Source organism: Shimia sp. R9_3, assembly GCF_017743755.1.
Taxonomy (GTDB): domain Bacteria; phylum Pseudomonadota; class Alphaproteobacteria; order Rhodobacterales; family Rhodobacteraceae; genus Shimia.
The window spans coordinates 553,801-567,081 of sequence record NZ_JAGHRP010000002.1 but is presented as its reverse complement, the minus strand read 5'-3'; the positions used below and the strand labels follow the sequence as shown (position 1 = coordinate 567,081).

The 13,281-nt window shown below is 61.6% G+C and carries 16 protein-coding genes; 5 read left to right on the top strand and 11 right to left on the bottom strand.

The window, feature by feature from the left end:
- Window positions 1–47: 47 nt before the first annotated feature.
- The 4 genes from J7412_RS07215 to J7412_RS07200 all read right to left on the bottom strand — a co-directional run bounded on the left by J7412_RS07215 (window position 48) and on the right by J7412_RS07200 (window position 2,323).
- On the bottom strand, window positions 48–593 hold the full coding sequence (locus J7412_RS07215) for a periplasmic heavy metal sensor (RefSeq protein WP_209078040.1): 546 nt from the start codon (window positions 591–593) through the stop codon (window positions 48–50).
- Window positions 593–1,012, bottom strand: coding sequence for a hypothetical protein (locus J7412_RS07210; RefSeq protein WP_209078039.1), 420 nt, complete (start codon window positions 1,010–1,012; stop codon window positions 593–595). The genes J7412_RS07215 and J7412_RS07210 overlap by 1 nt, the downstream gene beginning before the upstream one ends.
- The gene (locus tag J7412_RS07205; protein WP_209078038.1) at window positions 1,005–1,589 is read right to left on the bottom strand and encodes an RNA polymerase sigma factor; all 585 of its coding nucleotides are present in this window, start codon (window positions 1,587–1,589) and stop codon (window positions 1,005–1,007) included. Before J7412_RS07205 ends, J7412_RS07210 begins: the two co-directional genes overlap by 8 nt.
- Before the next feature lie 134 nt (window positions 1,590–1,723).
- On the bottom strand, window positions 1,724–2,323 hold the full coding sequence (locus J7412_RS07200) for an EF-hand domain-containing protein (protein ID WP_209078037.1): 600 nt from the start codon (window positions 2,321–2,323) through the stop codon (window positions 1,724–1,726).
- 252 nt (window positions 2,324–2,575) lie between these two features.
- On the opposite strand from J7412_RS07200, the gene J7412_RS07195 reads away from it, so the two are divergent.
- Window positions 2,576–2,953: a DUF983 domain-containing protein gene (locus J7412_RS07195; protein WP_209060847.1), complete on the top strand. Its 378-nt coding sequence runs from the start codon at window positions 2,576–2,578 to the stop codon at window positions 2,951–2,953.
- A gap of 43 nt (window positions 2,954–2,996) precedes the next feature.
- Window positions 2,997–3,692, top strand: coding sequence for an NUDIX domain-containing protein (locus tag J7412_RS07190; protein WP_209078036.1), 696 nt, complete (start codon window positions 2,997–2,999; stop codon window positions 3,690–3,692).
- Between the two features lie 2 nt (window positions 3,693–3,694).
- Here J7412_RS07190 and J7412_RS07185 read toward each other — a convergent pair whose 3' ends face one another.
- From J7412_RS07185 to J7412_RS07175, 3 genes are all read right to left on the bottom strand, one after another.
- Complete coding sequence (locus J7412_RS07185) at window positions 3,695–4,597, bottom strand: DMT family transporter (protein WP_209078035.1); 903 nt, start codon at window positions 4,595–4,597, stop codon at window positions 3,695–3,697.
- Between the two features lie 62 nt (window positions 4,598–4,659).
- Window positions 4,660–5,571 carry a fatty acid desaturase gene (locus J7412_RS07180; RefSeq protein WP_209078034.1) on the bottom strand — a complete coding sequence of 304 codons (912 nt, stop codon included), beginning with the start codon at window positions 5,569–5,571 and terminating at the stop codon, window positions 4,660–4,662.
- Complete coding sequence (locus J7412_RS07175) at window positions 5,564–5,770, bottom strand: DUF2061 domain-containing protein (RefSeq protein ID WP_209060855.1); 207 nt, start codon at window positions 5,768–5,770, stop codon at window positions 5,564–5,566. Before J7412_RS07175 ends, J7412_RS07180 begins: the two co-directional genes overlap by 8 nt.
- Before the next feature lie 130 nt (window positions 5,771–5,900).
- On the opposite strand from J7412_RS07175, the gene J7412_RS07170 reads away from it, so the two are divergent.
- Window positions 5,901–6,758 carry a helix-turn-helix transcriptional regulator gene (locus J7412_RS07170; protein WP_209078033.1) on the top strand — a complete coding sequence of 286 codons (858 nt, stop codon included), beginning with the start codon at window positions 5,901–5,903 and terminating at the stop codon, window positions 6,756–6,758.
- Window positions 6,759–6,827: 69 nt separating this feature from the next.
- Here J7412_RS07170 and J7412_RS07165 read toward each other — a convergent pair whose 3' ends face one another.
- Window positions 6,828–7,589, bottom strand: coding sequence for an SDR family NAD(P)-dependent oxidoreductase (locus tag J7412_RS07165; RefSeq protein WP_209078032.1), 762 nt, complete (start codon window positions 7,587–7,589; stop codon window positions 6,828–6,830).
- Entirely contained in the window at window positions 7,586–9,061 is a 1,476-nt protein-coding gene (locus J7412_RS07160) for a carnitine 3-dehydrogenase (protein ID WP_209078031.1), read from the bottom strand. Before J7412_RS07160 ends, J7412_RS07165 begins: the two co-directional genes overlap by 4 nt.
- A 77-nt stretch (window positions 9,062–9,138) precedes the next feature.
- On the opposite strand from J7412_RS07160, the gene J7412_RS07155 reads away from it, so the two are divergent.
- Window positions 9,139–9,603 (top strand): DUF1203 domain-containing protein, encoded by a 465-nt coding sequence (locus tag J7412_RS07155; protein ID WP_209078030.1) that lies wholly within the window; start codon window positions 9,139–9,141, stop codon window positions 9,601–9,603.
- Between the two features lie 220 nt (window positions 9,604–9,823).
- Here the strand turns inward: J7412_RS07155 and J7412_RS07150 are convergent, their stop codons facing one another.
- Entirely contained in the window at window positions 9,824–10,735 is a 912-nt protein-coding gene (locus tag J7412_RS07150) for a 3-keto-5-aminohexanoate cleavage protein (RefSeq protein ID WP_209078029.1), read from the bottom strand.
- Between the two features lie 74 nt (window positions 10,736–10,809).
- On the opposite strand from J7412_RS07150, the gene J7412_RS07145 reads away from it, so the two are divergent.
- Complete coding sequence (locus tag J7412_RS07145; protein ID WP_209078028.1) at window positions 10,810–11,787, top strand: GlxA family transcriptional regulator; 978 nt, start codon at window positions 10,810–10,812, stop codon at window positions 11,785–11,787.
- 45 nt (window positions 11,788–11,832) lie between these two features.
- Here J7412_RS07145 and J7412_RS07140 read toward each other — a convergent pair whose 3' ends face one another.
- Complete coding sequence (locus J7412_RS07140) at window positions 11,833–13,281, bottom strand: cobyric acid synthase (protein WP_209078027.1); 1,449 nt, start codon at window positions 13,279–13,281, stop codon at window positions 11,833–11,835.

The window sequence follows — 13,281 nt, the reverse complement described above, 5'->3', positions numbered from 1 at the left end:
ACAGGCCAGCTCGCCTTTCTCAGACCTGAGCCGCCTGCCCCGCAAGGTCAGTTTTTGTGCTTGCCGTCCTTGTGGCCATCGCCGTGTTTGCCTTTGCGCCCATGTTTCAGCTCTTCTTCCAAACGATCGGCATAAGCGGCGCGCTCAGCATCACTCATATCGCTGATCCGCTTCAGAAAGCTCTCCCGCGCGAGCGTCCGACGGTTCACCCCCGCTTCATCCAGCGCCACCACGGTCACCTTCAGCGCTTCGCCATCAAACGGGCTCTGACGCAGCAAGCTCAGCGCCTCAAGATAGCGCGCCTGATCCGCCTGCCGATCCACAGAGGCGGACCTGTAGCTTCGGCGGATCTCCCGCCCCACGGCGCGCTTGTCCTCAAAGCTCATCGCCCGCACAAAGGGCGCGGTGAACCTGTCCCCGGCCACTGGGGGGCCGTCGTGACGCTTGAAACTGAAAATCGCGCCACCGACCACCCCGATGATCAGCACATTGAGGGTCACCGACCCGATCAACAGCACCCGCAGCGCGCGGCGCTTTTTGCCTTTTGGCGGCTGCCCATCGGTTGCGCCATTTGCACCAGTGTCTTGTGTCATCATTCTTCCTCCACGCCCAGGGTCAGGGCGTAGCTCACATCCAGATCAGAAAGGTAAGTTTGCGCAACTTCCCCATAGAGATCGAGGCCCAAAGTGTTCTGCATCAGGGCCGTGCCTGAGGAAACACCAATCCACACCCCGGCCAGCCCCGCCACGGCCACCCCGCTGAGCGAGGGCCATCCGCCCAGCGCCTGCAACAGCGCCCGCCACCAGCCGCCTTCTTCGCGTCGCGGGCTTTGGGGGGCACCCTGTGCGGCTTGCTGAGCTGCCTGCTGGTCTGCCTGAACGGTCTGGGCACTCTCCAGCACCCGCGCCATCAGGTCAGGCGACGGCTCTGCCCGCGCATCGCTCTTGGCGGAGGCAAACAGATCCTCAAGCATGTCGTCGTCAAACATCTTGTCATCAAACTTATCAGCCATCTGTATACCCCAGTGCTTCGCGCTGACCGGCCAGTGCCTGTGCCAGCGCCCGTTTTCCGCGCGAGGTCAGGCTTTCCACCGCCTCTACGCTGATCTCCATGATCTCGGCAATCTCAGGATTGCCCAACCCTTCTATGTGACGCAACACCACCGCCAGACGCTGCCGCTCCGGCAGGCTGTTGAGAGCGGCTTGCAAAGCGTCATTGCGTGCCTGATCCTGCATCTGCTGCGCCGCCGATTTGGCGTCATCTTCCGGCTCCGGCACAGCGTCCAGCGCCACGCCCCGCGTCTTGCGCAGCCGGTCGGTGCAGAGATTGGCCACCACACGATAAAGCCATGTGGTCACCTTGGCCTCGCCTTGGCGCCAATCCGGCGCTTGTTTGAAAAGGCGGATCATCGCCTCCTGCGCCACATCTTCGGCCTCGGCCCGATCCCCAAGCATGCGAAACGCCTGCGCAAACGCCCGTGGCGTCAGCCGCAGCGTCAGGCTGCGCGCCGCAGCACCGTCTCCATTGGCATATAACACCAACAAAGCGTCATCGGGCATCTCGTCCTGTTGATCGTAAGGCATCGTCATCGTCTCAAGGGCTACCCGCTGCGCCGGTGCTGCGCAATCGCTCCGGTGATAAGGCCGGATAAGCGATGCGCAGCAGGCTCAGGCCTGGACGGTCAAAGGGGACATCTCCCACCGCCCCGGTCGGCTCGACCGGATCAGTTGTCCTGTGTCGCTGCCTCACCCTGTTTGACTGTGCCGCGCGCTTCCTTGGCCGCGTCCCATTCTTCCTGACTGATGCTGCCGTCACCATCGGTATCGAGCGCCTTGAACATCTTGGCCTTACGCTCTGCACGCTTGTTTGCGTGCTTTTCCTTCATGGCTTCATATTCCGCCTTGCTGATCTGGCCATCCGCGTCGCTGTCCAGCCGCTCCAGCATCTTGCCGATCCGGTCGCCTTTGGGTTTCATCTCCTCTGCAGAGAGCTGACCGTCCTCATTGGCATCCAGCCGGTCAAACATACGGTCCACACCTTTGGCCATGCGCGCATTGCCCGAAGCCTCGGCATGGGCCCGCATTTCATCGCGGGAGATCAAATCATCATCATTGGCATCCACCCCGTCAAAACGCGCCTGCGCCTGTGCCTCAAGCTCCGCGCGGGTCACCACACCGTCGCCATTGGTGTCCAGCATTTCAAAGGCGGGCATGTGATGGCCGCGGTGATGGCGCTCCTTGCCACCCTCTTTGGCAGAGGCCCCAACAGCCGTCACACCCAGTGCTGCGATCACAACCGCGCCGATCATCAGTTTGCTTTGCATCTCGATCTCTCCTCTTTAGGCATCGTCCAATGTGGCTCATTGCCTGTTTGGTGCAGATAGAACGCGCCGCCCCCGCCATTCCGTCGCAACTTTTTTCGATTTTTTTGCGCGTGCCTTTCTTTGGCCTTCCACAGCTCCGGCAAGTGCCCCCGCAAGCCCTTCCTTTGCGACATCCCGCCGCAAGGCATTTTGACCTCTTTAATCTGTGCGCCAGCTACATCATTTTGACCTGATCGAACGCGAGGACATGTGATGAGCGAGACAACGGCAGCATTGGAAGACAGACCTTTGAAACCTGCCCTGATGCGCGGCTGGCGCCGCAAATGCCCCAATTGTGGCAATGGCCCTATGCTGAAGGGCTATCTGAAGGTGCGCGACCATTGCCCGGTCTGCAAACAAGAGCTGCATCACCACCGCGCAGATGATGGCCCCGCCTATCTGACCATTCTGATCGTCGGCCACCTCATGGCCCCGCTCCTGCACGTAGCCTTTGTGCACTGGCGACCAGAACCTCTTATCCTCTTTACAATTTTTGCGGTTGGCTGCGTCGCGCTCTCGCTCTACCTTCTTCCTCGACTGAAGGGGGGCGTGGTCGCGTTTCAATGGGCGCGCCGCATGCACGGGTTCTAGTGATCCGTCCCAAGACCCCTCAAGCTGAGGGGAGCATACGGGCATGACGATCGAAAAAACCGCCATTCGGGACGCTGCAACGGTCATCGTACTGCGGGATCGGGACACCGATCCCCGCATTCTGATGGGGCAGCGCGGTGCCAAAGCGGCCTTCATGCCCAACAAGGTGGTCTTTCCCGGCGGCGCGGTGGACGCGGGTGATGCGGACATCGCCCTTGCCACGCAGATACCTGATTTCTGCGCTGACCGTCTGCGCGAAGACAGCGCGCACGATCTGTCTCATGCGCTCTGCGTGGCCGCCATTCGCGAGCTGTGGGAAGAAACCGGGCTGATCCTCGGGCAGAAAGGCAGCTGGTCAGAGCCGCCAGCGCCGGATTGGGAAAGCTTTGCCGCAACCGGTCATGTCCCCACCGCCGAAGCGCTGCAATTTGTCTTCCGCGCCATCACGCCTCCAGGTCGCCCGCGCCGCTTTGATGCGCGCTTCTTCCTTCTGGACGCCGATGAAATCGCTACCGATCTGGATGATTTCTCTGCCGCCTGCGAAGAGCTGTCCCACCTCCAATGGATCCCGCTCAAAGACGTGCGCGCCTTTGACCTGCCCTTCATCACCGAGGTTGTGCTCGCCGAAATCGAGGCACGCGTGACCGACCGCGACCCACCCGCCGCCGTGCCCTTCTTCAAAAACAACGATGAATCCAGCCTCTTTCTCAGGATCTACGGCCACGAACAAGATCGCTGAGCCTAGGCCAGCAGGACCAGCCCCACAATCGACGCCGCCAAAAGCGCCATACCAAGGTATTCCCGCCGGCTGATCGTCTCACGGAAGATCAGCACCGTGCCCAGAATGCCAAACACCAGCTCGATCTGCCCAACGGTTTTCACATAGGCCGCGTTTTGCAGCGTGAAGGCCGTGAACCAGCAGAAGGTTCCGCCCATGCTGGTCAGCCCGATGAAGCCCGCACTGCGCCAGGCGCCCAGCACCTTGGCCACCTCGCCGGGCTCGCGCAGCTTCAGCCAGACCCACATGCCTGCCATCTGCATCGCCGTCACCGCCGCCAAAGTCACCAGCGCCCGCTGCATCGGCGCATCCAGCGCCACCTGCAAAGAGGCTCCGCGGTAACAGACCGCCGACACGCCAAAGAGCGCTCCGGCCAAAAGGCCCAGCGCCGCCGAGGGGCTAAGAAACCGCCGCCAGCCCTGCTGGTTGGCCTCAATCGGCCCCGACAGCACCAAAACCCCGGCCAAACCGATGAAGATCGCCGCCATCCCAAGAGCAGAGACCGCCTCGCCCAGCACCAGAATGCCAATCAGCACCGTCAGCAGCACCTCGGTTTTAATGAAAGCCATGCCCACCGCAAAATTGCGCCGCCCAAACAACATCACCGTACACACGGTCGCGGTGATCTGCGCCGCGCCGCCCACAATGCCATATCCCCAGAAGGCCCAGGACAACGCAGGCAGCTTCACCTGCCCCAAGGCGACAAGCGTCAGCAGAATGGTCGCGGCAATCGGCGCGGAATACACAAACCGCGCAAATGTGGCCCCAGCGGCAGAGAGCTTCACCTGCGCGAGGTGTTTTTGCAGCATAAAGCGCACGGTCTGAAAGGCGGCTGCGGCGACGGAGGCAATGATCCAAAGTTCCATGACGCTCTTGATGCACACCTAAGACGCTGTTGTCACTGTGGAATAGCCACCCGCGGCAGGTCTCACCCGCCTTTGCGCCACAGCGGATGCGCCACCGGGTCTTTGCTCTGCCAGAAATAGCGCCGGAACACCTCGCTGTAGGAGGCAAAATAATAACCGTCGTTGCGCGACAGATAACGCGCCCGATGGCTGCGAAACAGTTTGGGCAGCTGATACCAGGCCACTTTGGGATGCATATGATGCACCACATGCAGATTGTTGTTGAGAAAGACCCAGGACAAAGGCCCGCGATCCTCAATGATCACCGTGCGGCCCCGCGCGCGCTCATGCGCCTGATGCTCCAGAAAGGTGCGGATCTTCAAAATCGCCATTGCCCCATAGGCACAGCACCCAAACGCCCACCCCTGCATCTGCCCAACAGCCGCCAACCACCAGAGCACAACTGCCACCGCAGGCCCATGCCACAGCCAGCCGCGCAACACCGCCATGTCCCCTGCGCGCACCGCTCGCCAATCTGCAGCCATGAAACAGATCTGCCCCACCAGCGGTCCAACCAACAGCCTCCCGGCGAGCGTATTATTCCAATTCAGCACCCGCTGACGCCATTTGGGCAGTGCCGCCCAGTCCTCTTGATAGAGGTAATTGCTCTCCGGATCGTCATATGGATCGGTCAGACGGCTGTCCAAATGATGCGCCAGATGGGTGTCGCGAAACCGCAGATACGGCACAAACAGCCCCAGCGCCGGAAACACTAAACCGGCATTCAACACTTTGTTTTCAAACGGATGTCCATGCAAGGCCTCATGGCTCAGCGAGCTGTGCAGCGCCATGGCCACAACCGTCAGCCCCATGCCCAAAGGCAACCACAACGCCGCGCCCCAGACAGTGCCCAGCGCAAACAGCGCATAACACAAAAGAAGCAACCCAAGGGTGGGCCATTCCACCCGCACCTTCTTGGGCTGCACCCTATCCACGCACACGCCCCCAGGACACCCGCGCCCAGACCCGCTCGTAGATCACATAGCAGCTCAAACCGATGGCTGTGTTGATCGCCGCCATCTTGCCGCCCATCGCCAAAGAGCCCGTCGCCCAAAGCCCCACCAATGCCATGGACATCAGCCCAATCACATTCCAGATCACCGCTTTCACAATCGAGCGTTTGGGAGTTTCCATCGCCGTGCCTTTTCTTCGTCTTAGTCAGGCTCACGGTTTTGTGAGCACAACCAGAGCTATCGCGCCGCGGTGCGTTTCAGAATTCCGAATATGATTAACAAAAATCGTCATAGGTGATATTAATCACCACATGATCGAAAATATCGACAAACGGCTCCGCGCCGACCGCTTCCGCCAGCGCCTTGCCACCGCCATGCAGACCAGCGCCATGTCTCAGGCCGCGCTCGCGCGCACCATCGGCGTAGACCGCTCCACCATTAGCCAACTCCTCAAAGACGAGGGCGCGCGGCTCCCCAATGCGCAGGTTGTCGGTGAATGCGCGGCGGCGCTTGGGGTCTCTGCCGACTGGCTGCTCTCGCTCACCGACCGCCCGGAAAACACCGCCGATATTCTCGCCAATGCGCTCACCGTCACCAAGGCCCCCCGCGCGCTGGTGGATGAACAGATCTTCGCCTGGCACCAAGAGGCCGCAGGCTACAAGATCCGTCACGTCCCCGCAGCGCTGCCGGACATGCTCAAAACCGATGAGATGCTGAACTGGGAATATTCGCCGCATCTGGGCCGCACTGCTGAGCAGGCCATCAACGCCTCCCGCGACCGGCTGGATCTGATGCGCGCCTCACAATCGGATTATGAAATCGCCCTGCCGCGCCACGATATGGAATCCTTTGCCAATGGCGAGGGCTACTATCGCGGCCTGCCCGCCGACATCCGCGCCCGGCAACTCGCCCATTTCGCAAGCCTCACAGAACAGCTCTACCCGCGCCTGCGCCTCTACCTCTTTGACGCCCGCCGCCTCTACTCCAGCCCGATCACCGTCTTCGGCCCCCTGCTCGCCGTGCTCTATCTGGGCCGCAACTACCTCGCCTTTCGCGACACAGAGCGCGTGACTTCCTTCACCGAGCACTTTGACAATTTGGTACGTCAGGCCGACATCAGCGCCCGCGACATCCCCGCCCATCTGGAAAGCCTCAAGGCCACGCTGTAAGCCGCCTAGCCTTCTCATTCTCCCAATATCCTGGGGTGGCCACCGCTTGCGGTGGCAGGGGCAAAGCCCCTAAACCTTCGGGTCCGGATTCACCGTAAACCCGTCCACGGCGATCACCTGCCCGCTGACCATCCGCGCTTTGTCAGAGCAGAGAAACACCGCCATATCCGCCACATCACCCGCTTCCACAAAGGCCCCCAGCGCCGTGCCACTGGCATAGCCCTCATAGACGTCATCGCGACTCATTCCCTTGGCGGCAGCCTCCCGCGCCAGCACCCCTTCCATGCGCGGGCCTTCCACCGCGCCGGGGCAGATCACGTTGGCCCGCACGCCATAGCCCCCGAGCTCCATCGCCAGTGTTTTGGTCAACCCGATCACCGCCCATTTGGCGGCCGCATAAGGCGCGCGATACGGGTAACCATATTGCCCCGCTGTGGAGCTGGTCACCACAATCGCGCCCTGCCCGGCAGCCTTCATCATCGGCGCGGCGTATTTCGCAGCCAGAAACGCGCCTTCCAGATTGACCGCCACACAGGCCTGCCAGTCTTGCAGTTTTATATCCTCCACAGCCGCTGTCGGCCCGGCCACTCCGGCATTTGCGCAAAGCGCATCGAGCCCGCCCCACGCGGCCTGCACCTCCGAAAACAGCGCCGCTACGCCTGCCTCATCGGTCACATCAAGCTGCGTGCTGCGCCAGCTCTCAGGTACATCCGCCAAAGCCGCACCATCCAGATCCGCCACCCAGACCTGCCAGCCGTCGCGCCCAAAAGCCTCCGCCATCGCGCGCCCAATGCCAGAGCCGCCCGCCGTGATCAGAACCCGCTGGCTCATCGTGGCTGCCCCACATAGCGCCCAGCACCTTCCGGAGCAGGCAACTCCGCCTGGGCTTCACAGATCATCTTCAGATTATCGGCAATCTCCTCACTGAACGGCGCAGGCCGGCGGGTCTCAAGGCTCACATGGATCAGGATATGCTCCCCCGTCGCCAACAGCTTCTCGCCCGCATACATCTCATGCCAGACATGCATCTTCTTGCCTTCCCCCATCAGCACGCGGGTGCGCACCTCGATCACGCTGCCCAGATGGGTCTCGTCAATATGCCGGATATGGGTCTCCGCCGTGAAAAAGCTCCCGCCCGTGGCGATATAGGCCTGATCACAGCCAATGATCTCCATCAGCCGGTCAGTGGCATCGGCAAAGGCATGCAGATAGCGGCTCTCGGTCATATGCCCGTTGTAATCCAGCCAGTCGATCGGCACCGCCCGGCGCACTGTCACAATCGGCTGGCTCGGGTCTACAATCTCGCTGGCTTTGCGCACCATGCCCGCCTCGGCAGAGAGCTTGGCGTCATGCTGGTTCAGCACCGCACCGGAGGCAAAATCCTGCGCCTTCAAGGCCCGCATCATCGACACCAGATTGTTGTCGCGAATGCGCTCCATCTCGCGAATGCTCATATGGCCGGATTGTGCGTCAGACTGCCCCGCAATCAGATCCACCAGCTCCTCAGTGAACTCCGGCACATCCATCAGCTTGGTCCAGGGCCATTCCAGCGCAGGGCCAAACTGCGCCATAAAATGCTTCATCCCGGCCTCACCGCCCGCCACACGATAGGTGTCAAACAGCCCCATCTGCGCCCAGCGAATGCCAAAGCCCATGCGGATCGCCTCATCAATCTCCTCGGTGGTGGCCACCCCGTCTTTCACCAGCCACAGCGCCTCACGCCACACCGCCTCCAGGAAACGGTCCGCAATATGGGCATCAATCTCCTTGCGCACATGCAGCGGGAACATCCCCACCCCGGTCAGGATCTCTTTGACCCGCGCCACCATCTCCGCTGGGTTCTTCTCGGTGGGCACCACCTCAACCAGCGGCATCAAGTAGACCGGATTAAACGGATGGGTCACCACAATCTGCGCAGGCCGCGTCGCACAGCCCTGCAATTCGCTCGGCTTAAACCCACTGGTGGAGCTGCCAATGATGGCATCCTCGTTGCAATGCTCCTGCAGCGTCTGATAGACCTTCCGCTTCAGCTCCAGCCGCTCCGGCACGCTCTCCTGAATCCAAGCCGCGCCCTTCACAGCCTCTGACATGGTCTCATGAAAACTTAGCGCGCCTTCCGCTGGCAAAGCCGTGTCACTCAGCCCCGGCAAGCTCACCCGCGCATTGGCAATCACCTCGCCAATCTTGCGCTCTGCCTCCGGGTCCGGGTCAAACACCCGCACATCCCAGCCATTGAGCAGAAACCGCGCCGCCCATCCGCCGCCAATCACCCCGCCGCCAATAATCGCTGCTGTCTTTGTCATCCCGTGTCCTTTCCGCATGATACGGGTCGCTGCACCTCTGTGCACGCCCTAGTCTCCCTCAAAAAAGGAGACCGCCTATGTCTGTTCATTTTCATCCGCTGCCCGCCGCCGAGGTGTCCGCAATCCGCGCCAATCGCATTGACGCCTACGGCAATCCCGTGGAGCGCGCGATCTGTGACGGCCCCGGTCATCCCTGCCGCGCCTGTCTGACAGAAACCGCCGCCGGGCAGCCGTTCCTCACGCTCGCCCATCGCCCCTTTGAAGGGCAAAATGCCTTCACCGAAACCGGCCCGATCTATCTTTGTGAGAGCTGCGCAGGCACGCCGCCAAGCGCCGACCTTCCGGCGATCCTCAGCGCGCCCACCTATATTGTGCGCGGCTACAGTTCTAATGAGCGCATTGTTTACGGCACCGGCCAGGTCACCCCGACGGCAGAGATCAGCACCTATGCCGCCACATTGCTTGCGCGGGACAACATCGCCTTTGTCGATGTGCGCAGCGCCTCCAACAACTGCTTCCTGTGCCGGATCAAACCGGCCTGAAACCTGCCCCTCTGTCGGGCGCAAAAAAGGTCGCGCAACGCCTTTTCTTAACCATTGCACCGCCGACTCAGGGGCCGTTTTTGGCACCGACGCAATACCGTAGGGATACCGACGCGATACCGACGTGTTGTGTTTTTGGCCAAACAGCGCGCGGTGGGCCCAAAAGCCTGCAAAGCTTACCCCGCCGCGCGCAGCTGTTGCGCCGCCCTCCCGCAAGGCCTCAGCCCTTCGGCGCGCGTTTCACCAAGCCAAGCTTTTCGCGCACTTCCGCCGGGCCAATCACCCGCGCGCCCATGTTCTCAATGATCGTGCCCGCACGCTCCACAAGCTGCCAGTTTTCCGCCAGCACCCCTTTGTCGAGCCACAGATTGTCCTCCAGCCCCACGCGCACATTGCCCCCGGCCAACACCGCTGCCGCCACATAGGCCATCTGATTGCGGCCCAGAGAAAACGCGCTAAACGTCCACTCATCCGGCACATTGTTGACCATCGCCATAAAGGTGTTGAGATCATCCGGCGCGCCCCACGGCACGCCCATACACAGCTGAACAAGCGCATTGGGCTCCAGCACGCCATCTTTCACAAGCTGTTTGGCATACCACAGATGCCCGGTGTCAAAGGCTTCGATCTCGGGCTTAACCCCCAGATCCGTCATCATTTTTCCCATCGCCGTCAGCATGCCCGGCGTGTTGGTCATCACATAATCCGCTTCGGCAAAGTTCATCGTGCCGCAGTCCAAGGTGCAGATCTCCGGCAGGCATTCCGCCACATGCGCCACCCGCTCCGTGGCCCCCACCATATCGGTGCCCGCCACAGTCGGCAGCGGGGTCTCCACGCCGCCAAACACCATATCGCCGCCCATGCCAGCGGTCAGGTTTAGCACCATGTCGACCTCACTGTCGCGAATGCGGTCGGTCACCTCGCGATAGAGCCCCAGATCACGGCTCGGCGCGCCGGTTTCTGGGTCACGCACATGGCAATGCACCACCGCCGCGCCCGCCTTGGCCGCCGCAATCGCGCTGTCGGCAATCTGCTTCGGGCTGCGCGGCACATGCGGGCTGCGATCCTGCGTCCCACCCGATCCGGTCACGGCACAGGTGATGAAAACCTCACGATTCATTTGCAGCGGCATGGCGATTCCTTTCTTGCTCCTTGCCCAACCGTACTGCTCTTGTGGCGCAACACTTTTCACTTTACGAAAACTACATGACTAAATCCGCAGAAATTGGCGTTTTCCACCCCAACCCCGCACCGCTCAACACCGCCATTCTGGTGCTGGATGAGTGCAACACTCTGAGCTTTGCCGCCACCGTGGACCCAATGCGCGCCGCCAACCGCCGCGCCGGAAAAACGCTCTTCAAATGGCAGTTCTTCACGGCTGAAGGCACACCCGCTGCGCTCACAAGCGGCCTTGAAATCACCGGCCCTGCGCTGTCTGAGCTGGACAGATGTGATCTATTGTTTGTGGTGGCGGGCTTTCGTCTGGAGGAACAATCCACCCCGCGTCTGCGCGCCTCGCTGCGCCGTATTTATAATGCAGGTGCCTCGCTCGCCGCCATCGACGGCGGCCCCTGGCTGCTCGCCCGCGCAGGGCTGCTGGATGGCCATGAGGCCACCACTCACTGGGAAGATCTCGAAAAATTCTCTCAACATTTTCCGCAAGTTAAAACGCTTCAGGACCGGTTTTGCCTGTCAGGGCGCATCGCCACCTCGGGCGGTGCCAGCCCCTGCATTGACATGATGCTGCACCTGATTGCCACCCGCTTCAGCCCCGATCTCGCGCGCCGCGTCGGCAGTGCTTTTCTCTATGACCCAATGCCTTCTCAGGCACAAAGCCCCACCTCAACCCCGCGCCAGATGCGCCAGCACCCGCAGGTTGGCCGCGCGCTGGATGTCATGGCCCGCGCGCTTGACACGCCGCTCTCCATCCCCGCCGTTGCCTCGATCATAGGGACCTCAACCCGCACGCTGGAGATGCGCTTTGCCGCGCATTTGAACAGCTCTCCACAGGCCACATATCTGCATCTGCGCCTCGAAGAAGCCCTGCGCCTCGCCACAGACACCCGTCTGACGGTGCGCGACATCGCCCTCGCAACAGGCTTCAACAGCCCCACCAGCTTCGCCCGCGCCTTCAAAAACGCCCACGGCAAGTCTGTCCGCGACCTGCGCCGCAGTCGGATCTAACTCCTTCATTCTGCTGAAAATACTCCCGCCGGTGGCATCGAAGTTTTAGCGCGCAGCCGCCAAGATGCCATCCACAACCAGATGTGTTTCCACATGATCTGCCAGACGATCCAGCACCGCCTGCACGGTGACGTCATAGCCCTCATTGCCCACCTGCGCACCCAGCGCAGTCAGCCAGGCCCGGCGGAAGCCATCATCGCGGAACATGCCGTGCAGATAGCTCCCCGACACCTGCCCACCCGCAGAAACCGCGCCCTCATCACGCCCGTCCACCTGCGCAAAGGGCCGCGCCCGATCCGGCCCATCCGTGCGCCCGATGTGGATTTCATAGCCCCGGAAGGCCTCACCAGAGGCCACATGCACGGCCTCGGTTTCCGTCAGACGTTTGTCCGGTGTCATCACCGTTTCCACGTCCAAAAGCCCAAGACCTTCGGTCTCTCCAGCCGGGCCTTCGATGCCCTCAGGATCTTGCACAACCGCGCCAAGCATTTGATATCCGCCACAAATCCCAAGAACATGGCCACCGCGCCGCACATGCGCCGCCAGATCCACATCCCAGCCCTGCTCGCGCAGAAACGCCAGATCGCCACGGGTGGATTTGCTGCCCGGAATGATCACCACATCCGCATCGCCGGGGATCGGCTCCCCCGCCCGCAACATGGTCAGCGACACGCCCGGCTCCTGTGCCAGCGGGTCCAGATCGTCAAAATTCGCAATCCGCGACAGCCCCAGACAGACCACTTTCAAGCCGCCGTCACGTTCGGCGTTCTTGATGTCAAGCGCATCCTCGGCAGGCAATTTCCACGCCTCCCCGAAATAGGGCAACACCCCAAAGCCGTCCCAACCGGTCGTTGCCTTTATCAGATCATAGCCATCATCAAATAAGCTTGGATCACCGCGAAACTTGTTAATCAGAAAGCCCACAACCAGCGCCGCGTCCTCTTCCGAAATCACCGCCTGCGTCCCGACAACCTGCGCAATCACGCCTCCCCGGTCGATGTCTCCGGCCAGCACCACGGGCACCTCTGCGGCCTGCGCAAAGCCCATATTGGCGATGTCTCCGGCCCGCAGATTGACCTCCGCCGGGCTGCCCGCGCCCTCAACGATCACCAGATCACTATTCGTTTTCAAACGGTTAAAGCTCTCAAGCACCGCCTCAAGCAGCTGCGGCTTGAGCTTGGCATATTCCCGCGCCTTCACCGTGGTCAGCCGCTTGCCCTGCACCACCACCTGCGAGCCCACATCGGTTTCCGGCTTCAGAAGCACCGGGTTCATATCCACAGTCAGCGCCTTGCCGCAGGCCAGCGCCTGCAACGCCTGCGCCCGTCCGATCTCGCCCCCGTCAACGGTCACAGCCGCATTGTTAGACATATTCTGCGGCTTGAACGGTGCCACAGACAGACCCCGCCGCGCCGCCGCCCGGCACAGCCCCGCCACCAGCATCGACTTGCCCACATTGGAGCCCGTGCCCTGAATCATAATTGCCTTGCCCAT

Coding starts and splice junctions, on each gene's coding strand:
- J7412_RS07165 (WP_209078032.1), bottom strand. CDS start 7,589: ATGAGCCAGCGGGTTCTGATCACGGCGGGCGGCTCTGGCATTGGGCGC.
- J7412_RS07195 (WP_209060847.1), top strand. CDS start 2,576: ATGAGCGAGACAACGGCAGCATTGGAAGACAGACCTTTGAAACCTGCC.
- J7412_RS07160 (WP_209078031.1), bottom strand. CDS start 9,061: ATGACAAAGACAGCAGCGATTATTGGCGGCGGGGTGATTGGCGGCGGA.
- J7412_RS07145 (WP_209078028.1), top strand. CDS start 10,810: ATGACTAAATCCGCAGAAATTGGCGTTTTCCACCCCAACCCCGCACCG.
- J7412_RS07155 (WP_209078030.1), top strand. CDS start 9,139: ATGTCTGTTCATTTTCATCCGCTGCCCGCCGCCGAGGTGTCCGCAATC.
- J7412_RS07175 (WP_209060855.1), bottom strand. CDS start 5,770: ATGGAAACTCCCAAACGCTCGATTGTGAAAGCGGTGATCTGGAATGTG.
- J7412_RS07150 (WP_209078029.1), bottom strand. CDS start 10,735: ATGCCGCTGCAAATGAATCGTGAGGTTTTCATCACCTGTGCCGTGACC.
- J7412_RS07205 (WP_209078038.1), bottom strand. CDS start 1,589: ATGACGATGCCTTACGATCAACAGGACGAGATGCCCGATGACGCTTTG.
- J7412_RS07140 (WP_209078027.1), bottom strand. CDS start 13,281: ATGGGCAAGGCAATTATGATTCAGGGCACGGGCTCCAATGTGGGCAAG.
- J7412_RS07210 (WP_209078039.1), bottom strand. CDS start 1,012: ATGGCTGATAAGTTTGATGACAAGATGTTTGACGACGACATGCTTGAG.
- J7412_RS07200 (WP_209078037.1), bottom strand. CDS start 2,323: ATGCAAAGCAAACTGATGATCGGCGCGGTTGTGATCGCAGCACTGGGT.
- J7412_RS07185 (WP_209078035.1), bottom strand. CDS start 4,597: ATGGAACTTTGGATCATTGCCTCCGTCGCCGCAGCCGCCTTTCAGACC.
- J7412_RS07215 (WP_209078040.1), bottom strand. CDS start 593: ATGACACAAGACACTGGTGCAAATGGCGCAACCGATGGGCAGCCGCCA.
- J7412_RS07170 (WP_209078033.1), top strand. CDS start 5,901: ATGATCGAAAATATCGACAAACGGCTCCGCGCCGACCGCTTCCGCCAG.
- J7412_RS07190 (WP_209078036.1), top strand. CDS start 2,997: ATGACGATCGAAAAAACCGCCATTCGGGACGCTGCAACGGTCATCGTA.